The sequence below is a fragment of the Georgenia sp. G2120 genome, assembly GCF_055326485.1.
Genome location: NZ_JBUZNL010000013.1, coordinates 1 through 22,929 on the forward strand (window position 1 = coordinate 1; position 22,929 = coordinate 22,929).

23 protein-coding genes are annotated in these 22,929 nt (G+C 73.3%); 13 read left to right on the forward strand and 10 right to left on the reverse strand.

Translation table 11 applies throughout. The features are described 5' to 3' along the window. Positions 1-256 precede the first annotated feature (256 nt). The 7 genes from ACZLMO_RS13310 to ACZLMO_RS13340 all read left to right on the forward strand — a co-directional run bounded on the left by ACZLMO_RS13310 (position 257) and on the right by ACZLMO_RS13340 (position 9,131). Entirely contained in the window at positions 257-1,324 is a 1,068-nt protein-coding gene (locus ACZLMO_RS13310; RefSeq protein ID WP_463653755.1) for an IS110 family RNA-guided transposase, read from the forward strand. 273 nt (positions 1,325-1,597) lie between these two features. Then, positions 1,598-2,737 carry a DUF1611 domain-containing protein gene (locus tag ACZLMO_RS13315; RefSeq protein WP_425715323.1) on the forward strand — a complete coding sequence of 380 codons (1,140 nt, stop codon included), beginning with the start codon at positions 1,598-1,600 and terminating at the stop codon, positions 2,735-2,737. Positions 2,738-2,739: 2 nt separating this feature from the next. Next, entirely contained in the window at positions 2,740-4,704 is a 1,965-nt protein-coding gene (locus ACZLMO_RS13320) for an ABC transporter ATP-binding protein (RefSeq protein WP_425715324.1), read from the forward strand. Beyond that, a complete protein-coding gene (locus ACZLMO_RS13325) occupies positions 4,701-6,218 on the forward strand; it encodes a phytoene desaturase family protein (RefSeq protein WP_425715325.1) in 1,518 nt (505 codons plus the stop codon). Before ACZLMO_RS13320 ends, ACZLMO_RS13325 begins: the two co-directional genes overlap by 4 nt. Before the next feature lie 19 nt (positions 6,219-6,237). Continuing rightward, positions 6,238-6,741, forward strand: coding sequence for a hypothetical protein (locus ACZLMO_RS13330; RefSeq protein WP_425715326.1), 504 nt, complete (start codon positions 6,238-6,240; stop codon positions 6,739-6,741). A 97-nt stretch (positions 6,742-6,838) separates the two neighbouring features. Beyond that, a complete protein-coding gene (locus ACZLMO_RS13335) occupies positions 6,839-7,864 on the forward strand; it encodes a hypothetical protein (protein ID WP_425715327.1) in 1,026 nt (341 codons plus the stop codon). Positions 7,865-8,012: 148 nt separating this feature from the next. Further along, entirely contained in the window at positions 8,013-9,131 is a 1,119-nt protein-coding gene (locus ACZLMO_RS13340) for a trans-sulfuration enzyme family protein (protein ID WP_425715328.1), read from the forward strand. Between the two features lie 19 nt (positions 9,132-9,150). Here ACZLMO_RS13340 and ACZLMO_RS13345 read toward each other — a convergent pair whose 3' ends face one another. The 4 genes from ACZLMO_RS13345 to ACZLMO_RS13360 form a co-directional block, all read right to left on the reverse strand. Continuing rightward, positions 9,151-9,423, reverse strand: coding sequence for a DUF1905 domain-containing protein (locus tag ACZLMO_RS13345; protein ID WP_425715329.1), 273 nt, complete (start codon positions 9,421-9,423; stop codon positions 9,151-9,153). Between the two features lie 143 nt (positions 9,424-9,566). Next, positions 9,567-11,237 carry an ABC transporter permease gene (locus ACZLMO_RS13350; protein WP_425715330.1) on the reverse strand — a complete coding sequence of 557 codons (1,671 nt, stop codon included), beginning with the start codon at positions 11,235-11,237 and terminating at the stop codon, positions 9,567-9,569. Then, the gene (locus ACZLMO_RS13355; RefSeq protein ID WP_425715331.1) at positions 11,237-12,142 is read right to left on the reverse strand and encodes an ABC transporter ATP-binding protein; all 906 of its coding nucleotides are present in this window, start codon (positions 12,140-12,142) and stop codon (positions 11,237-11,239) included. Before ACZLMO_RS13355 ends, ACZLMO_RS13350 begins: the two co-directional genes overlap by 1 nt. Then, a complete protein-coding gene (locus ACZLMO_RS13360; RefSeq protein ID WP_425715332.1) occupies positions 12,139-12,927 on the reverse strand; it encodes a TetR/AcrR family transcriptional regulator in 789 nt (262 codons plus the stop codon). Before ACZLMO_RS13360 ends, ACZLMO_RS13355 begins: the two co-directional genes overlap by 4 nt. Positions 12,928-13,010: 83 nt before the next feature. Between ACZLMO_RS13360 and ACZLMO_RS13365 the strand changes: the two genes are divergently transcribed. After that, on the forward strand, positions 13,011-14,276 hold the full coding sequence (locus tag ACZLMO_RS13365; protein ID WP_425715333.1) for an IS1096 element passenger TnpR family protein: 1,266 nt from the start codon (positions 13,011-13,013) through the stop codon (positions 14,274-14,276). Between the two features lie 42 nt (positions 14,277-14,318). Here ACZLMO_RS13365 and ACZLMO_RS13370 read toward each other — a convergent pair whose 3' ends face one another. Both ACZLMO_RS13370 and ACZLMO_RS13375 read right to left on the reverse strand, forming a co-directional pair. Beyond that, positions 14,319-15,044, reverse strand: coding sequence for an NAD(P)-dependent oxidoreductase (locus ACZLMO_RS13370; protein WP_425715334.1), 726 nt, complete (start codon positions 15,042-15,044; stop codon positions 14,319-14,321). Further along, on the reverse strand, positions 15,041-16,087 hold the full coding sequence (locus tag ACZLMO_RS13375; protein WP_425715335.1) for an EamA family transporter: 1,047 nt from the start codon (positions 16,085-16,087) through the stop codon (positions 15,041-15,043). Before ACZLMO_RS13375 ends, ACZLMO_RS13370 begins: the two co-directional genes overlap by 4 nt. A gap of 79 nt (positions 16,088-16,166) precedes the next feature. Between ACZLMO_RS13375 and ACZLMO_RS13380 the strand changes: the two genes are divergently transcribed. The 3 genes from ACZLMO_RS13380 to ACZLMO_RS13390 all read left to right on the forward strand — a co-directional run bounded on the left by ACZLMO_RS13380 (position 16,167) and on the right by ACZLMO_RS13390 (position 17,805). Beyond that, the gene (locus ACZLMO_RS13380) at positions 16,167-17,033 is read left to right on the forward strand and encodes a LysR family transcriptional regulator (protein ID WP_425715336.1); all 867 of its coding nucleotides are present in this window, start codon (positions 16,167-16,169) and stop codon (positions 17,031-17,033) included. Between the two features lie 95 nt (positions 17,034-17,128). Then, on the forward strand, positions 17,129-17,413 hold the full coding sequence (locus ACZLMO_RS13385; RefSeq protein ID WP_425715337.1) for a type II toxin-antitoxin system Phd/YefM family antitoxin: 285 nt from the start codon (positions 17,129-17,131) through the stop codon (positions 17,411-17,413). Further along, complete coding sequence (locus ACZLMO_RS13390) at positions 17,410-17,805, forward strand: type II toxin-antitoxin system VapC family toxin (RefSeq protein WP_425715338.1); 396 nt, start codon at positions 17,410-17,412, stop codon at positions 17,803-17,805. Before ACZLMO_RS13385 ends, ACZLMO_RS13390 begins: the two co-directional genes overlap by 4 nt. 30 nt (positions 17,806-17,835) lie before the next feature. Here ACZLMO_RS13390 and ACZLMO_RS13395 read toward each other — a convergent pair whose 3' ends face one another. The 4 genes from ACZLMO_RS13395 to ACZLMO_RS13410 form a co-directional block, all read right to left on the reverse strand. Further along, a complete protein-coding gene (locus ACZLMO_RS13395) occupies positions 17,836-18,789 on the reverse strand; it encodes an AEC family transporter (RefSeq protein ID WP_425715339.1) in 954 nt (317 codons plus the stop codon). A gap of 94 nt (positions 18,790-18,883) precedes the next feature. Then, positions 18,884-19,279: a hypothetical protein gene (locus ACZLMO_RS13400; protein WP_425715340.1), complete on the reverse strand. Its 396-nt coding sequence runs from the start codon at positions 19,277-19,279 to the stop codon at positions 18,884-18,886. 27 nt (positions 19,280-19,306) lie between these two features. Continuing rightward, on the reverse strand, positions 19,307-19,606 hold the full coding sequence (locus ACZLMO_RS13405) for a hypothetical protein (protein WP_425715341.1): 300 nt from the start codon (positions 19,604-19,606) through the stop codon (positions 19,307-19,309). Beyond that, positions 19,603-19,788, reverse strand: coding sequence for a hypothetical protein (locus ACZLMO_RS13410; RefSeq protein WP_425715342.1), 186 nt, complete (start codon positions 19,786-19,788; stop codon positions 19,603-19,605). Before ACZLMO_RS13410 ends, ACZLMO_RS13405 begins: the two co-directional genes overlap by 4 nt. Before the next feature lie 404 nt (positions 19,789-20,192). On the opposite strand from ACZLMO_RS13410, the gene dnaK reads away from it, so the two are divergent. Both dnaK and ACZLMO_RS13420 read left to right on the forward strand, forming a co-directional pair. Beyond that, positions 20,193-22,091 (forward strand): molecular chaperone DnaK, encoded by a 1,899-nt coding sequence (gene dnaK / locus ACZLMO_RS13415; protein WP_425715343.1) that lies wholly within the window; start codon positions 20,193-20,195, stop codon positions 22,089-22,091. Beyond that, entirely contained in the window at positions 22,088-22,858 is a 771-nt protein-coding gene (locus tag ACZLMO_RS13420) for a nucleotide exchange factor GrpE (RefSeq protein ID WP_425715344.1), read from the forward strand. The genes dnaK and ACZLMO_RS13420 overlap by 4 nt, the downstream gene beginning before the upstream one ends. Positions 22,859-22,929: the final 71 nt, after the last annotated feature.

The following is a 22,929-nucleotide window of genomic DNA, read 5'->3' on the forward strand; positions in this document are numbered from 1 at the left end:
TGGTCGTTCCGCTCGTGGGTGTGACTCGGCGAACCGCAGACCCCTTGTTGGGGGTGTCTGGAGATTGATCTGTCCGCCCATGGGTGGGGTGGCCGGCACCGTCCTGGCCCATCTCGGAGACCTGATCAGAAGGTTGTCCGCCACTGGTGTGGCGTGACTCGTCACAGTGTTGTCCCGAGGTGACTCCTACCCAGAACGGCACCGGCCACCAGCGACCAGACCATCCACTCATTGGTAGGAAGGACACCAGGCCGCTATGGCTATCGTCGCGCACTCCCATCCGTTCGTCATCGGGGTCGACACCCACGCCCAGACCCATTCGTTGGCGGTGCTGGCCGCCCGCGGCGAGCTGATCGATTCTGCCCAGTTCCCGACCACGCCTGCGGGCATGGCCCGCGCGATCGCCTGGGCCGCTCGCCGCACCGGGGCCGATATGGCCGCGTTGTGGGTCATCGAGGGCGCCGCGTCCTACGGCGCGACCCTGGCCGGCGTTGTCCAGGACGCCGGCTATCAGGTCGTGGAGGCCGCGCGGATGAACCCGCGCGGGAACCGGGGCGTGGGTAAGTCCGATGCCCTGGATGCCTACCGCATCGCGGCCGCCGTCCTCCCGCTTCAGGTCAGCCGGCTGCGTCACCTCCGCGCCGCTAGTGGGGTACGGGCCGCGCTGCGGGTCCTGCTCACCGCCCGCGAGCAGATGAACAGCGAACGTACCGCGGCCACGAACGCGCTGACCGCGCTGCTGCGCGTCAGCGACCTGGGTATCGATGCGCGCCGGGCCCCGGGCAAGAAGGTGATCGCCATGATCAGCCGGTGGCGCGAGCGCGATGAGGACATCGCGACCGCGACCGCCCGCAGCGAGGCCGTCCGCCTGGCCGCCCAGATCCTGGCCCTGGACGTCGAGCTCGCCACGAACAAGAAGCGCATCACCGTTCTGGTCAAGTCCAGCCTGGCCGCGCCGCTGCTCGAGATGCATGGTGTCGGGCCGATCACCGCGGCCGTGTCACTGACCGTGTTCTCCCACCCGGGCCGGTTGCGTTCCGAGGCCGCGTTCGCGGCCCTGGCCGGGGTCAGTCCGATCCCGGCCTCCTCGGGCAACACCGTGCGACACCGCCTCAACCGCGGGGGCGACCGGCAACTGAACAGGGTCCTGCATACCGCGGTCGTGACCCGGATGAGTCACGACCCCGAGACCCGCGCCTACGTCGAACGCCGCGCCGGCGAGCACCGCACCAAGGCCGAGATCCGCCGCTGCCTCAAGCGCTACCTCGCCCGCCGCATCTTCCGCACCCTCAACAGCACCCCCGAACCCACCATGGCCGCTTGACGAAACATAGAAGGATCAATCTCGACGACGACGAACCGCAGTCTCGGTGAGGAGTGGCCAACCGCGAACTCGGCGGGAAACCGGCGGGTCGGGCGGCGGGGTGAGCGTCGTCGTGAGAGTTCTGAGGACGGTCTCATCTCGGTAACGAGTCGCGCTCACCTGGGCTTTCTAGCGTCCTGGTCAGTCGCACACATCGGGTGCTGCGGCACGGACAGCACACCGACACATCGACGGCACGGCCCAGCGGCCTTCCCAGACGCACGAGGAGTCACCATGACCACGTTCGACCTTCCCCAGGCCGAGACCCGTTCCGAGCTCGACGCCCGCGCCCTCGTGGCCTCCGCGAAGTGGGCCTACACGACCCGCCGCATCGACCTCGACCGGGGCGCGCAGCTGATCACCGACCCGACCACGGCCCCGCGGATCGGCGACGTCGTCCTCGCCCGCATCACCGCGGTCGGCCAGCACAAGCGCATCGAGCTCCAGACCGGCCGCCGCGCCACGCTCTACCCGGGCGACGTCGTCGGGCTCTGCTACGGCAGCCGCTACGCCCCGGACCAGTTCCTCGCCGAGATCCCCGCGGACATCGGGCCGTGCCACATGGCCGCCGCCGGCGGGATCGCCGCGCAGGTCGAGCTCGCGCACTCCGCCATGGGTGCCGCGACGGCGATCGAGCCGATCGGTCTGCTGGCCGACTCCGAGGGCCGCCGCCTCAACCTGCGCGACGCCGCCATCGCCCCGGTCTCGCCGCTCAGCTCGCACCGGGCACCGACGATCGCGGTCGTCGGCTCCTCGATGAACGCCGGCAAGACGACGACGGCCGCCGAGCTCGTCCGCGGCCTGCGCGCCGCCGGCCTGCGGGTCGGGGCCGCCAAGGTGACCGGGACCGGCGCGGGCGGCGACGTCTGGCTCTTCACGGACTCCGGCGCCGACGTCGTCTACGACTTCACCGCCGCCGGCGCACCCTCGACCTTCGGGCTCGACGACGAGACGATCCGCGAGATCTTCCGGACCCTCACCACGCAGCTGGCCGTCGACCGCACGGACGTCAACGTCATCGAGGTGGCGGACGGGCTGTACCACGAGGAGACGGCCGCGCTCATCACGCACGAGCTGTTCCGCGACCAGGTCGACGGCGTCGTCTTCGCCGCGCGTGACGCGCTCGGTGCCGTCGCGGGCGTGGACTGGCTCGCCGACGCCGGCCTGCCGCTCCTCGCGGTCAGCGGCGTCCTCACCGCGTCCCCGCTCGCGATGCGCGAGCTCGAGCGCCTCGACGGCGAGCTGCCCGTGGTCGACACGATGGTGCTCGAGCAGGCGGACCGCGCTCTCGAGGTGCGCGACGCCGCCCTCGCCGCCCGCACCCGTCACGTCCCGGGTCTCGCGGCGATCGCCGAGGACGCGAAGGCGGTCTGACCATGACCCGTTCGGTTCCCCTCCCGACGGGCGCCCCCACCCCGCACACGGCGCCGACCCCGGCGGAGCACGACGACCTCCCTCACGTGTGGGCGCGGCCCGGCGCACCGGCGTCGGCCGCGGCCTCGGCCGCGAACGAGCGGACGACCTCCGACGACGACACGCGGACCGCGATCGTCGACACCCGGACGAGCTCCGACGACGCGCCGGCCACCGCCGCACCGAGCACCTCCGCCCCGAGCCCCGCCCCCGAGACCCCGAAGCCGATCGGCCACGGCCGCCGACTCCGGTTCGTCCTGCTCATCGGCATCGGCGTGGGCCAGGCAGTCGCCGCGGTCGGCGTCGCGATGCTCACCCAGCGCGGCTTCGACACCCTCCTCGGCAGCGCGACCGGCCAGGGCGGCGCGGCGGGGGCCGGCGCCATGAGCCTCACCGTCCTCGTCCTCGGCCTCCTCGCCTGCGTGCTCATCAGCGCCTGGATGCGCGGCGCCGAGCGCACGGAGTCGGAGAAGCTCGGCCAGCACTACGTCACCGAGGTCCGCGCGGTCCTCTTCCGCCACCTCACCCGTGTCCCGGCCCGCGAGCTCGGCCGGCGCGGCCGCGGGGACATGCTGATGAAGTTCGTCGGCGACCTCTCGGCCCTGCGCCTGTGGGTGAGCCGCGGCCTCGCCCGCCTCACCGTCGCCGGCGTCGCGATCGTCCTCGCGATCGCGGCCGTCGCGTGGATGAACCTCACGCTCGGCCTCGCCGTCGGGGCGGTCCTGGTGATCGGGGCCCTCCTCACCCTCGCGATCACGCCGTGGATGATGCGGACGGCCAAGGTCTCGCGCCGCCGGCGCTCCCGCCTGACCGGCGAGGTCACCGAGCGGCTCACCCAGGTCGCCGTCCTCCAGGCCGCCGGCCAGGAGCGCCGCGAGAGCAAGCGCGTGGGCCGGCACAGCGACAAGGTCGCGGCCGCGATGGTCGACCAGGCCCGGGCCTCCGGCGCCGCGCGCGCCATCGCCGAGGGCACCGCCGTGGCCGCGAGCGCCGCTGCGCTCGTCGTCGGCGGCATCGAGGTCACCGCGGGCCGCGCCTCGCCCGGCACGATCGTCGCCGGCGTGTCCGTGGCCGGCATGCTCGCCGGCTACCTGCGCGACCTCGGCCGGGTCGCCGAGTACGCCTCCCGCGCCACGGTGGCCCGCGCCGCCGTCCGCCGGTTCCTCGACATCCCGCCGCTGCCCGTCCTGCCCGGCGCGCCGGACATCGAGGTCGAGCGCGGCCTCGTCGAGGTCGACTCCGTCCACCTCGGCACCGCCCTGCAGGACGTGACGGTGCGCGCCGAGCCCGGCACGCGGGTCGCCGTCGTCGGCCCCAACGGGGCGGGCAAGTCCACGCTCACCTCGGTCATCGCCCGCCTCGTCGACCCCGACTCGGGCACGGTGCGCATCGACGGCCAGGACGTCGCCACCCACTCGCTGCGGTCGGTGCGCCGGTCGATCGGCATCTCCTCGCCGAGCATGCCGCTGCTCTCGGGCAGCGTCCGCCGCAACGTCACCTACCGGATCCCCAAGGTCGACGAGGCCGAGCTCGAGCGCGTGAGCCGCCTGTGCGGGCTCGACGAGCTCGTCGCCTCCCTGCCCGACGGCTGGGACACGAACGTCGGCCCCGGCGGCGGCCAGCTCTCCGCCGGCCAGCAGGCGCGCATCAGCATCGCGCGCGCCGCCCTGGGCCGCCCCGCGCTCCTCGTCCTCGACGAGGCCGAGGCGCACCTCGACCCCGAGAACTCCAAGGTGGTCGACCGGGTCCTCGCCGACCACCGCGGCACCGCGCTCGTGGTCACGCACCGGCACGAGCTCATGGCGTCCTCCGACGTCGTGTGGTGCCTCGAGGACGGCCGTCTCGTCCGCGTCGCGACGCCGGCGGAGCTCCTCTCCGACGACGACGAGGCCGCCACCGCGCTGCTCGCCGAGGCGGTGCCGGCATGAGCCGCTCGCCGTTCGCGGTCGGCCACGACCCCCTGGTCGCCGGCCGGACCGCCGCCGTGGTCGGGTCGGGGCCCAACGGCCTGGCCGCCGCCGTCGCGCTCGCCCGCGCCGGCGTGGCCGTCACCGTCCACGAGGCCGGGCCGGAGGCGGGCGGGGCCACCCGCTCGGGCCCGGTCCTCGGCGAGGGGACGACCGTCGACCTCGGCTCCGCCGTCCACCCGTTCGGGATCGCGAGCCCGTTCCTCGCCACCCTCGACCTCGGCCGTCACGGGCTCGAGTGGGTCCAGCCCGACATCCCCGTGGGCCACCCGCTCGACGACGGCCCGGCCGCCGTCCAGTATCGCTCGCTGCGCTACACGGCCGCCGACCTCGGGCGCGACGGGGCGGCCTGGCAGCGCCTCTACGCCCCGGTCGTCTCCGACTGGGAGGCGACGACGGCGGGATTCCTCGGCCCGCTGCTGCGCGTCCCGCGCGAGCCGGTGGCCCTGGCCCGGCTCGGCCTCCGGGGCGCCCTGCCCGCGACCGCCGTGGCGAAGGCCCTCTTCCGCGACGAGCGGGCGCGCGCCCTGTTCGCCGGCACCTCCGCGCACTCCGTCATGCCGCTGACCCACCCCCTGACCGCGGCGTTCGGCGTGCTCTTCGGCGCCGCCGCGCACGCGACCGGCTGGCCGGTGGCCCGCGGCGGCTCGCGCGCGATCTCGGCCGCGCTCGTCGCCGAGCTCGAGGCCCACGGCGGCCGGGTCGTCACCGACTCCGAGATCACCGACCTCGACCAGGTCCGGCCCGCCGACGCCATCCTGCTCGATCTCGGCCCCCACGCCGTCGCCGAGCTCGCCGGCGACGAGCTGCCCGCCGGCGTGACCCGCGGGCTGCGCCGCTGGCGCTACGGCACCGCCACCCACAAGGTCGACTACCTCCTCGACGGCCCCGTGCCGTGGAACGACGACCGCCTGGGCCGCGCCGGCACCGTCCACCTCGGCGGCACCCTCGACGAGATCGCGGCCGCCGAGCGCGACGTCCACCGCGGCCGCCACCCCGAGCGGCCCTACGTCCTCGTCGCCCAGCAGAGCGCGCTCGACCCCGGCCGCGCGCCCGCCGGGCAGCAGGTCCTCTACGCCTACGCCCACACCCCGCACGGCTCGACCGCCCCCGTGGGGGACCGGATCGACGCCCAGCTCGAGCGCTTCGCCCCCGGCTTCCGCGACCGCGTGCTCCGCCGCGTCGAGTCCGCGCCCGCGGACCTCGCCGCGTGGAACCCCAACCTCGTGGGCGGCGACGTCGTCGGGGGATCCATGGGTGGCACGCAGCTCCTCCTGCGGCCGCGGGCGACGCTGCGCCCCTACGGCCTCGGGGCGTCCGGCCTGTTCATGTGCTCCGCCTCCACGCCCCCCGGCGGCGGCGTCCACGGCATGAACGGCTACCACGCCGCCCGCGCGGCCCTGACCCACCTGCGCCGCACGGAGACCCGCGGACGCGCCGGACGCAGCAGCTACCGCACGAAGGAGTGGTCATGACCAGCACGAAGGAGACGACATGAGCACGACGACGAGGCCCCCCGTGACCGCGGGCGGGCGCGCGAAGACCCTGACCTACCTCGCGGGGATCGCGCTCACCGCGGTCGTGGCCGCGCCGATCCGGCAGAACCACCGGCCCGACGACGAGAAGGTCGACGGGTTCCCCCTGTCCTACTACCCGATGTTCTCCGTCCGACGCACGAGGAACGGCACCGTCCACCACCTGCTCGGCATCGACGACGACGGCACCGAGCGGATCCTCCACTTCGGCCACGCCGGGACCGGCGGGCTCAACCAGGTGCGCCGCCAGATCAACCGGCGCGTGCGCGAGGGGCGGGCCGAGGAGGTCGCGCGGCTCGTCGCGGCCTCGGTCGCGGCGTCGTCGGCGGAGCAGGACGCCGCCGTCGAGCGCGTCCAGGTCGTCACGTCGGTGCACCGGTTCGACGACTTCTTCGCCGGCGACCGGGCCCCCCGGCGCCGCACCGTCCTCGCCGACGTCCCGGTCCCGCGCACGATGATCTGACGAGGCCGTCGCGCCCCTGAGCTCGTCCCCACCGCCCGGTGACCCGTACCCACCGCCGGGCATCCCCACCCGTACCCCAGCCCACCTGGAGTCCCTCATGCTCAGCCGGATCCGCGACGGCGCCCGCCGCCTCGCGTCCGCCGTCGACAGTCGTATCCTGCCCGCGACCTCGGCCGCCCGCCCCGCCCTCAACCGCGTCGCCACCGGCGCCTACACGGCCTACTACCTCGGTCGGCGGATCAAGATGTTCCGCCGCATCCACCGCACCGACCCGGGCCTGTTCCAGCCGGTCGGCCCGGTCAAGGTGCTCAAGCGGCCGCTGCCCGCCCCCGTGGCCGACGCGCTGATGTACGCGACGATCGCCAGCGACGTCGCCTTCACCCTCGGCGTGAAGCACAAGGTCACCGGTCCGCTGCACGCCGCCCTGCTCACGTGGTCGCTGTCCTACCGCAACTCGTGGTCGATGATCTTCCACAGCGACAACAACCTCGTCCTGCACACGATCGTGCTGGGCGCGACGCCCTCGGCCGACGCCGTCTCCGTGGACGCCCTGCTGGCGCGACGGTCGGCGTCGGTGGTTCCGTCGCCGTCGGTCCGGGCCCTTCCTGCCCGGGTGATCCCGGCGCGTGTGCTGCCCGAGCGGATGGTCCCGGCTCGACCCCGCCCGGCAGTCTCGACCGCGCCGGCGCCGTCGTGGCGGTACGCGGCCCCGGTCCGGGGGATGCAGGCGGTGACGGCGGTCAACTACTTCCTCGCCGGCTACGCCAAGGTCACCGGCCCGCTCGGCTGGAGGTGGGCCGACGGCGAGGTGCTGCGTCGCCAGATCGCCGCCGACGGCCTGCGCAAGGAGCTGCTCGGGAGCGAGGCCGCGGGGCTCGGTATCCGGCTGTACGACCAGACGTTCCTGTTCAAGGTGTCGGCGGCCGGGTCGCTCGTCCTCGAGCTCGCCGCGCCGCTCGCGCTGCTCGACCGGCGGCTCGCCCGGCTGTGGGCGGTCAGCGCGTTCTCGATGCACTGGGGGATCAAGGCGATCATGGGCATCACGTTCCGCCACAACCTCTCCGGCGTGCTCTACCTGCCCTACTTCCCGCTGGAGAAGCTGCTCCCCGCGCGCATGCGGTGACGGTTGCCGTCCGGCTTCGGGTCGAGCGCGGCTCGGCGTCTCTGCGGTCGTCGGTGTGCGTCGTCGCGGGGTACGGTCCGGCGCCGACATCCGGACCATCGGGGAGACAGCCGAGTGTCCGTCGTTCCTCCCGACCTAACCTGGCCGGGTGAACGACACCTGGTCCGCCCGCACCCGCGCCGTCGCGCTCGGCCGCCCCTCCGGCACCGGCGCCCCGCTCAACGTCCCGCCGTCGCTGGCCTCGACGTTCCAGGAGGGCGGCACCGACTACGCGCGGTTCGGCACGGACGGCACCGTCGCCCTCGAGACGGCCCTCGGCTCACTCGACGGCGGCCACGCCGTCACCTTCGCCACCGGCATGGCCGCGGCGGCGGCGATCGTCGAGACGATGCCCGTCGGCACCCACGTCGTCAGCGGCTCGACGATCTACCACGGCGTCCGGTCCCTGCTCGCCGACCTCACGGCGCTCGGCCGCCTGCGCGACGTCCGCGTCGACGCGACCGACCACGGGGCCGTCGCCGCCGCCCTCGACGCCGCGGCTTCCGACGGAGCGCCGGCGCTGCTGTGGCTCGAGACCCCGAGCAACCCGCTGCTCGAGATCCTCGACGTCGAGGCCCTCGCCGCGATCGCCGCCGAGCGCGGCGTACCGGTCGCCGTCGACTCGACCTTCGCCACCCCGCTGCGCCTGCGCCCCCTCGAGCTCGGCGCCACCTACGTGCTGCACTCGGCGACCAAGTACATCGGCGGGCACTCCGACCTCATGATGGGCGCGGTGGTCGCGCGCGACGCCGACGCGCTCGCCCCGATCGTCCGGCAGCGGTCGCTGCACGGCGGCTTCCCCGGCGGCATGGAGACGTTCCTCGCCCTGCGGGGGCTGCGCACGCTCGCCCTGCGGCTCGACCAGGCGGAGGCCAACGCCCAGGTCGTCGCGGAGCGGCTCGCGGCCCACCCCGCGGTCACGTCGGTCGCCTACCCCGGGCTGCCTGACGACCCCGGACACGCGCTCGCCGCCCGCACGATGGGCGGGTTCGGCGCCGTCGTGTCGTTCTGCCTGGCGAGCGAGGACGCGGCCGACCGGGTGCTCGCGCGCACCGAGCTCGTCGTCATGGCGACCTCGCTCGGCGGCGTCGAGACCACCGCCGAGCGGCGCAACCGGTGGAACGAGGGCACCCGCACCGGGCTCGTGCGGATGAGCGTGGGCGTGGAGGACGTCGAGGACATCTGGGCGGACCTCGCAAGGGCGCTCGAGCCGGAGACGGCCGCGTAGGCGGGGCCGGGGCGGCCCGCTACCGCTTCGTGACGGTGACCGCGACCTCGTCGCCGACGCCCTTGCCGAGGGCCTTCCGGACCTTGGCGTTGAGGGAGACCATGTGGCCGCCGGTCCCGGTGACCATCGCGCCCACGTTCTCCAGCACGACGTCGTCGACCGTGGCGTCCACCCGGACCGTCCGGCCGGTGCCGAAGAACTCCGCCGAGCCCGGGATCTCGACGCAGCTCCACGTCTCGCCCTTGACGTCGACCCCGATGGTGGTGGTGAAGCTCAGCCGCTCCGTGTCCATGGCCGCAGCCTAGGGGGCGGCTGCCGCGGGCGAGCGTCGTCCGTGCGGCGGGGCAACGGCTGAGCGCGCCACCGTTGGGGGGAAAGCGGCCTGTTTCGGGGCCCAGAGGCGCCGCAATCCCCCCATTCGTCACGCCGGTCGGGTCAGCGCGAGGCGATGTCCCGGCGTCGGAAACCGAGGAGCCCGACGACGACGAGCACCGCCGCGATGACCGACAGCGCGACGAGCGGGACGATCTCGAGGTCCTCCGCCGGGAGGGCCGGCGTGCTGTCGAACGGCGAGATCGCGAGCGCCCAGTCCGGGATGTCGAGCAGCCCGCCGAGGAAGAGCACGAGCGACGTCCACACGACGAGCAGCCACGCGAGCACCGTGAGCCGCGGCGCGAGGCCGTAGGTGGCGACCGCGAGTCCCGCGATGACGGCGATCGCCGGCAGGTAGACGAGCGCGGCGATGACGAGCTCGCCGACCCGGCCGGCCTCGCCGACGCCGAGTGCCACGCCGATCCCCGTGCCGAGGCCCGCGACCAGCGTGAGCAGGACGGTCTGCAGCGCCACCGTCGTGAGCCAGCCCGCGAGGAACCCGGTGCGCGAGCTGCCGGTGACGATCACCTGCTCGGCCCGGCCCGAGGACTCCTCGGCCTTGAGCCTGAGCACGCCCGAGACGGCGAGGACCATCGGGGCGACGAGCGTGATCGTGAGGACGATGCCCGCGAACTGCGCGGTCATGTCCGTGCCCTCCATCTCGATCCAGCTCTGCAGGGTGGGGTTGTCGTCCAGCATCCCGTCGATGGATCCGGCGAGGGACCCCATGGCGACGGCGAAGAGGAACGTCCCCACGCCCCACGCGACGACCGAGCCGCGCCCGAGCCGCTCGGCGAGGCCGGCGGGGGAGAGCAGGGAGCGCGCCGCGGTGGCGGGACCGGGGGAGGGGCGGCGCAGCCCGGCACCGAGGTCGCGGCGCCTCGCGAGGCCGACCGCAACGACGTAGAGGACGACGACGGCGGCCGCGGAGACCGCGAGCGGCCACCAGCGCAGGTCGACGAACAGGCGGGTCTGCTGCGCCCACGCGAGCGGCGAGAACCACGAGAGCCACGAGCCGGTGGGCTCGATGACGTCGCCGATGCCGCGGACGAGGAACGCGACCGCGAGGACGGCGGAGGAGAGCCCGCTCGCGCCGGCGGCGTGCTCGGTGGTCTGGGCGATGACGGTGGCGATCGCCGCGAAGACCATGCCGGTCAGGGCGGTGGCGACCCCGAGCGCGACCGAGTCGGCGACGGCCATGCCGGGCACGAGCAGCCCGACCGTCACGGCGGCGCCGACGAGGACGTTGGCGATCGCGACCGTGACGACCGACGCCGTCGGGGCGGCGAACCGGCCCACGGGCAGCGAGCGGACGAGCTCGAGCCGGCCCGACTCCTCCTCGGCGCGGGTGTGCCGCACCGCGAGGAGGATCGACATGATGCTCGCCGCGAGGAGCACGTACAGGACGAGCTCGTTCGCGACCATCGCGCCGAACGTGTAGTTGTCGAGCGCGAACGCCGGGCCGCTCATGATGACCGCGGCCGGGCTCGACATGAGATCGGCGCGGCCCTGGAGGGACTCCTGGGTGGGGAAGGCCTCCTCCAGGGAGTAGATCGAGCCGAGGACGACGAGCCCGACGGCGAACGTCCACACCGCGATGCGGACGCGGTCGAGTCGCAGGTTGAGCCGGACGAGGGTGCCCGTCCCCGTGAGGTGCGAGCCGCCGTCGGGCGGGTGGTCGGTCCGTGGGTGAGGGCGGGGCGCGTCGGTGCGGGCCGGGGCGGTGGTGGTCATCAGGCGGCCTCGCTCACGTCGTCGCCGTAGTGCCGCATGAAGAGCTCCTCCAGCGAGGGCGGGGTGATGGTGAGGTTCTCGACGCCGGCGTCCGCGAGCACGCGCAGGACCTCGTTGATGCGAGTGTTGTCGATGTCGAACGTGAGCCGGCCGTCCTCGGCGACGAGGTCGTGGACGCCGTCGATGCGCGCGAACGCCTCGGCCGGGTGGGCGGTGGTCGCGGAGACGGTCGAGCGCGTGAGGTGGCGCATCTCGGCGAGCGTCCCGGACTCGACCGCGCGGCCGGCCCGGATGATCGTCACCGTGTCGCACAGCTTCTCGACCTCGCCGAGGATGTGGCTCGAGAGCAGGACGGTGCGGCCGTCCTCGCGGAGCTTGCGCACCTCGTCGGTGAAGACGGCCTCCATCAGGGGGTCGAGGCCGGAGGTCGGCTCGTCGAGGAGGAAGAGCTCGGAGTCGGAGGCGAGGGCCGAGACGAGGGCGACCTTCTGCCGGTTGCCCTTGGAGTAGGTGCGGGACTTCTTCGTGGGGTCGAGCTCGAAGCGCTCGATGAGCTCGTCGCGGCGCCTCCGGTCGGCGGTCCCGCCGTGCAGGCGGGTGAAGACGTCGATCGCCTCGCCGCCGGTGAGGTTCGGCCACAGGCTCGTGTCGCCGGGGACGTAGGCGAGGCGGCGGTGGACGGCGACGGAGTCGGTCCAGGGGTCCTGCCCGAGGACGGTCGCTCGGCCCGAGTCGGCGCGCAGCATGCCGAGCAGGACGCGGATGGTGGTGGACTTCCCGGCGCCGTTCGGGCCGAGGAAGCCGGTGACCTGGCCCGTCGGGACGGTGAGCTCGAAGCCGTCGAGCGCGCGGGTGGGGCCGAAGGTCTTGACGAGGTCGGCGACCTCGATCGCGTGCGTGGTCATGCGGTGCTCCTGTGGTCGGAGGTGGGAGGTGCGGTGTCGGAGGGGTCGGCGTCGCCGGCCGGTGTGTCGGGTGCGCCGGTGGGTGGGGCGCCGGGGGTGGCGTCGTCGTGCGGGGGTGGAGGTGGCGCGTCGTCGGCGACGGCACGCCTGCCCTCCGGGGAGTCGAGGTACGCGTCGAGCAGGGTGGAGTTGGTGAGCAGCGGCTCGGTGTAGATCTCGAGCAGCGGGAGGACCATCCGGTCGGTGTAGCTGCGCAGCATGTCGGGCATCTCGTCGAGGTCCCACTCGTCACGGTGCCCGGGCAGCTCGAGGAGCAGGGCGCCGAGGGACATGACGGACAGGGCGCGCGCGCGACGGCTCGGGCTCCGGCTCGGCCGCGCGATCCCGTCCCGGACGGCGTCGGCGAGGTACGTCTCGGAGCTGGTCACGAGGGCGTCGAGGAAGTGGTCGGTGAGGGCTCCGCCGGTCTGCATGGCGCGGAGGACGTAGGCGACGAGCTCGAGATAGCCGTCGAGCTCGGCCATCTGGGCGAGCGCGGTCGCGAACCCGACGTCGCCCCGGAGGATCTCGGTCTTGCTGTCCCGGATCCGCGCCAGGACGTGGTCGTCGCACGCCTCGCGCAGGCCGGCCCGCGAGCCGAAGTGGTGGAGGATCAGGCCCGCGCTGACGCCGGCGTCGGCCGCGATGCTGCGCAGGGACGCGTCGAAGCCGTGGGCGGCGAACCGCCGGATCGCGGTGTCCCGGAGGCGGGCCCGGGTGCTGAGATCCTCGGACGTTGAACTCATGTTCAGCACGCTATACGCGTGTTCAGTCGGGTGGCAAGGGGTTTTCGCGACTGCTGTGCACCGGCCCGTGCCACGCTGGAGCCATGGCGCGCACATGGCTGACGGTGACGGTCGAGCTCCTCGGCGGGCGGTGGGAGGAGCTCTGGCCACAGCCGGGGCGGGTGTTCGCCGTCGGGCCGTCCCACACGTTCGAGGCGCTCGCCGACGCGATCAACGACGCCTTCGGGCGCTGGGACCTCGCGCACCTGTCGGTCTTCACGCTCGAGGACGGGCGGGTGGTCTCCGACCCGGAGACCGTCGACGAGGCGGTGAGCTCGATGGCGGGGCCGCTCGTCGGCGGGCTCGACTCCGGTGCCACCAAGGTGGCGAAGGTCGTGGGCACGGGCGACGAGATGAGGTTCGAGTTCGACCTCGGCGACGGCTGGGTGCACCGGTGCGTGGTGGGGGTGAAGGTCGATCCCGACGAGGTGCTCGGGCTGCGGCCGAAGCGCCCCGTGGCGTTCCGGGGCTGGGGCACGCTCCCGGACCAGCACGGCCGCCGGTGGTGGGGCGACGACGGTGAGGGCCGGGTGCCGCGGCGACCGCCGCAGGCGGACCCGATGCTCGCGGGGGAGTGGCCGCCGGCGGACCGGGCGCCGGGGCTCGATCTCCGCGAGGTGCGTGCAGCCGTCGCGGCGCGGGATGCGCAGTGGTTCCTCGACGCGGTCCTCGGCCGCGACGTCGACGACGCGCTCCAGCAGGTGGGCGCCGGACTCCCGTGGGCGCTCGTCGATGATCGCGGGGCCGTGGAGGGGCTCGCGCTGGCGATCGTCAACCGGCTCGGCGTGCGTGACTTCGAGGGGGACCGCGTGCTGGCGGACGACCTGCTCGCCCTGCTGAGGCAGGAGCCGCTGGGTGACCGACTACTCCCGGTCGACCTCGCGACGCTGGCCGAGGTCATGCACGAGGACCCCGAGTCCTCCGAGGCCGGTTACGTCGACCTGGAGACCGGCGCGGTGTTCCACGCCTTCGAGGCGGACGACGGAGTCGTCGGCGACGACGTGGCGATCGACGTCGAGTCCGACCCGGACCGGTACCTCGAGGTCGAGCCGGTCGAGAAGCGGGCCGCCTGGCAGGACATGGCGGCCTTCGCCGAGGCGCAGGCGGGGCGCGAGGGCGGGTCCGAGGTTCAGGATCGGCTCGAGCGGGCGATCGACGGGTCCGGTGCCTTCCGCCGGTTCCGGGACCTCATCGAGAAGGAGGGACTGGTCGAGCGCTGGATGGCGTTCTCCGAGGACCGGCGGATCGGCCGTGCGCGGGCGGTTCTCGCCGACGAGGGCATCCGGGTGGGGGAGCCTGTCAGGGACTGACGGCTGACGGTTGATGGCTGACGGCTGACGGTGGTTGGCCGCTCAGGTCTCGGCGACCGTGACGTGCCTGTCGTGGCCCGGGTGTTCGAGCTCGTCGACAACTGCCGCGGCGAGGTCCTCGGCGGAGATCCGGGAGACGCCGTCGGCATCGGTGAGCAGTGTCGTCGTGCCGCGACGGTAGGAGCCGGTGCGCTCGCCGGGCTCGAGGACGGCCGGGGGGCTGAGGTAGACCCAGTCGCGGTTCGCGTGCCGCTCGCAGATATCGAGCTGGGTGACGCTCGCGCCGGCGATCTCGCGCCACTGCGCCGGGACGTACGCGGGGTCGTCGACCACGACCCGGTCCGCGCCGCGGGGTGATCGCAGCGGACCCGCCCCGCCGACGACGAGGAGTCGCGCGCCCCGGCGCCCTGCGGCGTCGAGCACGGCCTCGGTCACGGGCACGATCGCGCCGGGTCGGCCCGCGGGAGCGCGCACGGTTAGGACCGCCGCGTCCGCCCCGCCGAGGGCGTCCGCCACCTGGTCGGTCGCGGCGGCGTCGAGCGCGAGGGGCTCGACGGTTCCTGTCGGTTGGTGGACGTGCGTGCCGGGATCGAGTGCAGCGTGGACGTGCGTGCCGAGGACGTCCGCGCCGGGAACGTGCGCGCCGTGGGTGTGGCGGTGCCGGCCCGGCGTCCGGGCGGCCGCGGTGACGTGATGCCCACGCGCGGCGGCCTCGGCGACGATCCGCGTGCCCACCATGCCGGTAGCGCCGATGACGAGGATCCTCACGGCGCGACCACCTCCTCGCGGTCCGCGTCCGCGTGTGGGTGCTCCGGCGGCTCCGGCTGTTGCGGAGGCTCCGGCGCCTCCGGCCCCGGCCGGCCACGACGTGTCCGCGGCGAGAGCTGCCCCGTCGCCAGGGCAGCGAGAGCCACGGCGAACCCGACGAGCTGGACCCCGTTCAGCGACTCGCCCGCGAGGAGCGCGCCGAGCGAGGCCGCGACGAGCGGTGAGAGCAGCCCGAGCAGGGCGGTCGGAGCGACCGGGAGCCGCCCGATGCCGCGGAACCACAGCGTGTAGGCGAGCAGCCCGCCGACGAGGCCGAGCCAGAGGTAGCCCGCCACGCCCCCGGCGTCGACGTGGGTGGGAACGCCGTCGATCACCAGCGCGGGGACGAGGAGCACGAGCCCGCCGGCGGTCAGCTGCCACGACGCGAGGCCAACCGCGCTCACCCCCGCCGGCCGCCCCCACCGCTTGGTGAGCACGACCCCGGTGCCCATCGAGGCGGCGCCCGCGATCCCGGCGACCACCCCGACGAGATCCAGCCCTGCTCCCGGTCCGAGGACGACGAGACCCACCCCGACGACGCCGGTCACGCCCCATGTGAGCCGCCATGCGGAGAGCCGCTCGGGAAGCAGCGCAGCCGCAAGGAGGGCGACGAGCAGGGGTTGCGTGGCCCCGAGTGTCGCGGCGACGCCGCCCGGCAGCCGCTCGGCCGCGACGAACAGGAGCGGGAAGAAGATCCCGATGTTGAGCGTGCCGAGGACCGCGGCGCGCCACCACCAGTCGCCGCTGGGGAGCTGCCGCGCGACGAGCAGGCCGAGGAGTCCCGCGGGCAGGGCGCGCATGAGGCCGGCGAAGACCGGGTGGTCCGGCGGCAGCAGCTCGGTCGTCACGATGTACGTGGTCCCCCAGACGGCGGGCGCGACGGCGGTCGCGAGCAGGAGGCCCGCGCGCCGGGCGCCGTGCGGTGCCGGAGGAGAGGTCGTGGCCGGCGCGGACACCGGTGGGGTGACGCCGCGGGTGGGCGTCGTCGTCGGCTGGATCGTCATGTCCTTACCTTCCGCCTCCGACCGGCGATCGGTCCAACACATCGTTGTCATGGGAACGATCGCGCAGCATGATGGATGGATGGAGCTCCAGCAGCTGCGCTACGTCCTCGCCGTCGCCGAGACGCGGAACTTCACGCGCGCGGCGGCGCAGTGCTTCGTCGTCCAGTCGGCGCTCAGCCACCAGGTGGCCGCGCTCGAGAAGGAGCTCGGCGTCCGGCTGTTCGCCCGCACGAGCCGCCGGGTCGAGCTCACGGCCGCCGGCGAGGCATTCCTCCCCGCCGCCCGGGCGAGCCTCGAGGCGGCCGAGCGTGCGGCGGCGCAGGCTTCGGCGGCCGCCGGGGAGGTGCGGGGCACGCTGCGGATCGGCCTCATCCCCACCGTCACCGCCCTCGACGTGCCCGCCACGCTGCGCCGCCTTCACGACGCGCACCCCGCCGTCCGGGTCACGGTGCGGGGCGGGGACAGTGACCGGCACGTCGCGGCGATCCGGGCCGGGGAGCTCGACGTCGCCGTCCTCGGCCTGTCCGAGCGGACGCCGCCGGCCGGGGTCGCCTCGCGCGAGCTCACGCGGGACCGGCTCGTCGCCGTCCTGCCGGCGACGCATCGCCTCGCTCGTCGTCGTCGGATCCGACTGGCGGACCTCGAGGGCGAGACGTTCGCCGACTTCGGCGAGGGCTCGCCCGGGCGGGCCCAGAGCGACCTGGCGTTCGAGGCGGCCGGCCTCGCGCGGTCGGTGACCTTCGAGTCGATGGGCTCGGAGCTCATCCTCGGGCTCGTGGCGGAGGGGCTCGCGGTGGCGCTGCTCCCGCCCGCCGTCGTCCCGGCCGATCGGCGCACGGTCACGGTCGAGGTGACGGACGGCCCGGTCCGGGTCGAGCACCTCGCGTGGAGCGACTTCAACCCCGCCCCGGCGACGACGGCGTTCCTCGAGCTCGTCGGTCCCTGACGGCAGCATCTGACGCACTCATGGTCGCGGTCGTGTCGCCGCGAGGGCCGCGCCTGCCGGTCGACGTGTAGCACATGAAGTGCTACCGTGTGGGGATGGAACGTATCGGTGTCCGCGAGCTGCGACAGAACGCGTCGCGCTACCTGGCGCTCGTCAAGTCCGGATCGACGGTCGAGGTCACCGAACGAGGCGAGCTTGTCGCGCTCCTCACCCCGCCGTCTGGAGCCGTGACCGCACGGGATCGACTGGTGGCCTCCGGCCACCTCCGGCCGGCAGGCAGCCCGAGCGGTCGTGCGCGAACCCCCCGGCCCTTGTCGATCGCGAACGGCGGGCCGACGAACCAGGAGCTGCTCGACGTCGAACGGCAGGAGCTCCTGTGATCTACCTCGACTCGTCGGCGCTCATGAAGCTCGTGCGTCGTGAGGCCGAGACCGATGCTCTGGTCGAATGGATGGGCGCGCGTCCGGACGACCTCCTGGTGACGAGCGAGCTGGGAAGGGTCGAGGTCCTCAGGGCGGCGCGGAGGGCGGGCGATCTGGCCCTCGCCGAGGCCCGGCTCGTGGTCGGTGACCTCGATCTGGTCCCTCTCGGCCGTGACGTTCAGGATCTCGCGTGCGACCTCGGTGTGCCGATGCTGCGCACGCTCGACGCCCTGCACCTCGCGTCAGCACTGGTGCTCGGGAATGCGCTCGGCTCGTTCGTCGCCTACGACCACCGACTTGTCGATGCCGCCGGGGCTGCCGGTCTTGCCGTCGTCGCACCCGGCACCTGATCGGCCCTCCGCTCGCCTGCGTACAGCCGGCTACATCCACCCGGCAGCGGACAGGGCGAGCATCCAGCCCGTCAGCGTGAGGAACGAGCACGCGGTCTGGAGCATCATCGTCGCCGTCGGCACGTCGGTCTCCCCGTACTGCTCGGCGAGCGCCGGCAGCACCGAGTAGGTCGGCAGCGCGCACATGAGCACGGCGGCGGCCCGCAGTTCGTCCGGCAGCGAGGGCAGTCCGGCGGCGTCGAACGCCAGGAGCAGCCCGACGGCGATCGCCGGCATCACCGCGAGCTTCCCGACCACGGTGGCGAGCACGTCGCCGAGCGCCCCGCGGATCCGTAGGCCGACGAACATCCCGCCGACGGCGAACAGCGCCACCCCGGTCGACGCCCCCGCGAGGAGGTCGACGCCGTTGCCCAGCGCGGACGGCACCTCGAGCCCGGCGGCGCTGAGCGCGAGCGCGGCGACGATCGCGACGACCATCGGGTGCAGGAGGACGCCGCGGACGGTCGCGACGAGCCGGTCCCTCACCGTGCCCGTGCCCGTGGCCCGCTCGGCCAGGAGGAGGGTGAGCGGGATGATGAGCGCGTTGTCGACGATCATCCCCATCCCGACGGCGGCTCCCGCCTGCTCCGTGAACAGCAGGAGGAAGACGGGGAACCCGATGAACCCGTTGTTCGTCCCTGCCATCCCGGTGCCCATGAACACCGTGCGCACCCGGTCGCGACCGCGGGCACGGCCGTAGAGGGCCGCGAGGCCGAACATCACCAGCGCGGCGAGGGCGTAGGTGAGCAGGTAGGCGGCGTGGAAGACCTCGGCGGGGGAGCGGCCGGCGAGGTTGGCGAAGATGAGCAGCGGGAGCGCCACCTTGACGACGAACCGCGAGAGCACGCTCGCGTCCTCGCGCCGGAACATCCCGATGCGCGTGAGCACGTAACCGAGCGCGACGACGAGGAACACCGGCACCGTCGCCGCCAGCACGTGCTGCACGTTGCCTCCAGGGTGGTCGACGCGGGGTTCGTCGTCGTCGGGCGATTGTCGCCCTACCCGAAGGTGTCGGTGTGCTTGCTCGACCCGCCGTTGGTCACAGTGCTTGAAGCCGCGACGTGTTCGTCGGTGGCGCAGGATCGGGTGCGGTGATGCGATAGCCCAGCTCGTCGAGGATCGCCACGGCCTCGTCCGGGGCGTCGCGGACGACGGAACGAGTCTGCTGGCGTCGCCAACGTTCGCGACCTCGGCGAAGAGACTCGCGCCCCTCGGGGGACACGTCGACGCCGAGCTCCGAGACGAGCATCTCGAGCAGGTCCTGGAGGCACGGGCGGAAGCGGTGACCGCCGAGTGGAAAGTGCAGCTCCGCGAGCTTCGGGACCTCGGTGGCCGCGGCGCGACGTTTGCCGCGCATCGTGGACGTCCCGGCCTGGGACATGACGTAGGTAGCAGCGTCGCGATGGGCGTGCACCTGCAGGTGGGCGCCCGGCATCTCGGACTTCGGATGACGGACGTAGTCTTAGCGGAACAGGGGCTCGCCGGAGGCCCGCTCACCGGCGTATACCGCGAAGCTCGAATGCTCGACCGCGAGGAACGTCGCTGACGAGTCGAGCTCGCAGTGGAACTTCACCTTGAGGGTGAGGAGGCGACCGCCGTCGACGTTCAGCGGTATCCCGGTCGCGGGAGCCTGTTCAACGGTCACCCGGTTCTCGAGGGCCACGGCGGTGAAGGGTGCGGCGTCCGGTGCGAGCGACCGGACGGTGTCGGAGATGTCTGTGGCGAACGCCTGGGCCTGGCGGACCAGGTCGTCGGACGTCACCTCGACAGGAGGAAGTCGAGGCTCTCGAGCTCGTCGAACAGCGCCAGCTCCTCGGCCGAGAGGAGGTACTCGGACGCGCGCGTCCGGAACGCGTCCTCGTCCTCGCCGACACGGCTGAGGATCGCGTCGCGCCGCGCGTTCGCCTCGACGGCATTCAGGTGGCTGACGACGACCTGGGTCATGGCGTGGGCTCCTTCGGGGATGGAAGGGCCGACGGTATCCGTAGGCACTGACAGTAGCGCTGCGACGGGGCGACTCGGCTGATGCTCGTGTGTGGCGAGGCTGCGGCGGCTCCCGGTCCTGGGCGCGGTGGGCCTCACCTGCGATCTCGACGACGAACCGCAATCTCGACGACGACGAACCGCAATCTCGACGACGACGAACCGCAATCTCGACACCGAGGGGCGGGCGAGGGAATAGATCCCGCAGCGCCAAGGTTGAGCCATGCAGACTCAACTTCACACCCGCGCGGCTGGACAGCGGAACCGCGCACGGTGCAAGGTTGAGTGCATACGACTCAAGACCCAGTCGGGAGTCGCGGCCGCCCCGGTCGCGTCGCCGGCGTGACCACCAAGGAGCACCTCTTATGGCACGAGCAGTCGGGATCGACCTCGGCACCACGAACTCCGTCGTCTCCGTCCTCGAGGGCGGCGAGCCCACCGTCATCGCGAACGCCGAGGGCGCGCGCACCACGCCGTCCGTCGTCGCGTTCAGCAAGTCCGGCGAGGTCCTCGTCGGCGAGATCGCCAAGCGTCAGGCCGTCACCAACGTCGACCGCACGATCTCGTCGGTCAAGCGCCACATGGGCACCGACTGGTCGGTCGACATCGAGGACAAGTCCTACTCGGCGCCCGAGATCTCGGCGCGCATCCTCGGCAAGCTGAAGAAGGACGCCGAGTCCTACCTCGGCGAGCCCGTCACCGACGCGGTCGTCACCGTGCCGGCGTACTTCAACGACGCCGAGCGCCAGGCCACGAAGGACGCCGGCCAGATCGCCGGCCTCAACGTCCTGCGCATCGTCAACGAGCCCACCGCGGCCGCCCTCGCCTACGGCCTGGAGAAGGGCAAGGAGGACGAGCTCATCCTCGTCTTCGACCTCGGCGGCGGCACGTTCGACGTCTCCCTGCTCGAGGTGGGCAAGGACGAGGACGACTTCTCCACGATCCAGGTCCGCGCGACCTCCGGCGACAACCGCCTCGGCGGCGACGACTGGGACCAGCGCGTCGTCAGCTGGCTCGTCGACACGGTCAAGGGCCGCGGCGGCCCCGACCTGTCCAAGGACAAGATCGCGCTCCAGCGCCTCAAGGACGCCGCGGAGCAGGCCAAGAAGGAGCTCTCCTCGGCCACGTCGACGAACATCTCGCTGCAGTACCTGTCGATGACCCCCGAGGGGCCGATCCACCTCGACGAGCAGCTCACGCGCGCCAAGTTCGAGGACATGACCAAGGACCTCCTCGACCGCACCAAGGCGCCGTTCGAGAACGTCATCCGCGACGCCGGGATCCAGCTCTCCGAGATCGACCACGTGGTTCTCGTCGGCGGCTCGACCCGCATGCCGGCCGTCACCGAGGTCGTCAAGTCGCTCACCGGTGGCCGCGAGCCCAACAAGGGCGTCAACCCGGACGAGGTCGTCGCCGTCGGCGCCGCCCTCCAGGCCGGTGTCATCAAGGGCGACCGCAAGGACGTCCTGCTCATCGACGTCACCCCGCTCTCCCTCGGCATCGAGACCAAGGGTGGCGTGATGACCAAGCTCATCGAGCGCAACACGGCGATCCCGACCAAGCGGTCCGAGGTCTTCTCCACGGCCGAGGACAACCAGCCCTCGGTGCTCATCCAGGTCTTCCAGGGCGAGCGCGAGTTCGCGCGGGACAACAAGCCGCTCGGCACGTTCGAGCTCACCGGCATCGCGCCGGCGCCCCGCGGCATGCCGCAGGTCGAGGTCGCGTTCGACATCGACGCCAACGGCATCGTTCACGTGTCCGCCAAGGACAAGGGCACCGGCACCGAGCAGTCGATGACGATCACCGGCGGCTCCGCCCTGCCCAAGGACGAGATCGACCGCATGATCAAGGAGGCCGAGGCCCACGCCGCCGACGACGCCAAGCGTCGCGAGGAGGCCGACACCCGCAACACCGCCGAGCAGCAGGTCTACTCGGTGGAGAAGCAGCTGACCGACAACGCCGACAAGCTCCCCGAGGACGTCTCCTCCGAGATCCAGGCGTCCGTCGACGAGCTGAAGAAGGCGCTCGAGGGTGAGGACGTCGAGGCCATCAAGACGGCCCAGAACGACCTCAACACGAAGGCCATGAAGATCGGCGAGGCGCTCTACGCCGCGCAGGGCGCCGAGGACGTCGGCGCGCAGGACCAGCCGAACTTCGGTGACGCCGGTGCGACCGATGCCGGGGCCGGCGAGGGTTCCGGGTCCGGTTCCGACGAGGACGTGGTCGACGCCGAGATCGTCGACGACGAGGAGGACAAGAAGTGACCGAGCAGCCCGACCGACCGCGGGAGGAGCCGGTGGTCAACGACCGTCGGCGCATCGACCCCGAGACCGGCCGGGTGCGTCCGCCCGCGGCGGGCGGCGCCGGTGCGGCGCCCGAGCCGGGTTCCGGTCCGGGTGCGGCTGCCGGTCCCGACGACGCGGCGAGCGTCCCGGGGCCCGACGGCGCGGGCCAGGTCCCGGGGGAGGCTCCGGCCGCGCAGGGCGCAGGCGGGCCCGACGCCGGGGCGGCAGGTGCCGCCGGCTCGCCTGATGGCGCCGGCGATGCCGGGGACGCCGGTTCCGCCGGTGACGCCGACCCGCTGGCCCAGGCGCAGGCCGAGGTCCTCGACCTGCAGGACCAGGTCGCGCGCCGCAAGGCGGACCTCTACAACGTCGAGCAGGAGTACGCGGCGTTCGTGCGGCGCTCCCGCACGGAGGCCTCGGGCCACCGGCAGGCCGGCGTCGAGTCCGTCGTCGAGTCGCTGTTCGGCGTCCTCGACGACGTCGCGCTCGCGCGGCAGCACGACGACCTCACCGGGCCGTTCGCCTCGATCGCCGACAAGCTCGAGCAGACGCTCCAGCAGCGGTTCGGGCTCGAGCGGTTCGGCGCCGTCGGGGAGGAGTTCGACCCCACCGTGCACGAGGCGCTCATGAGCACCGACAGCGCGGAGGTCGAGGTCACGACGATCGACCAGGTCCTCCAGCCGGGCTACCGCATCGGCGAGAAGGTCGTGCGGGCCGCCCGCGTGGCGGTGCACTCGCCCGCGTGAGGACGGCCGACGATGCCCGTGGGCGCCGCAGCGATGTGGCGCCCACGGGCACGCGCTCGCGGCGGGGCATG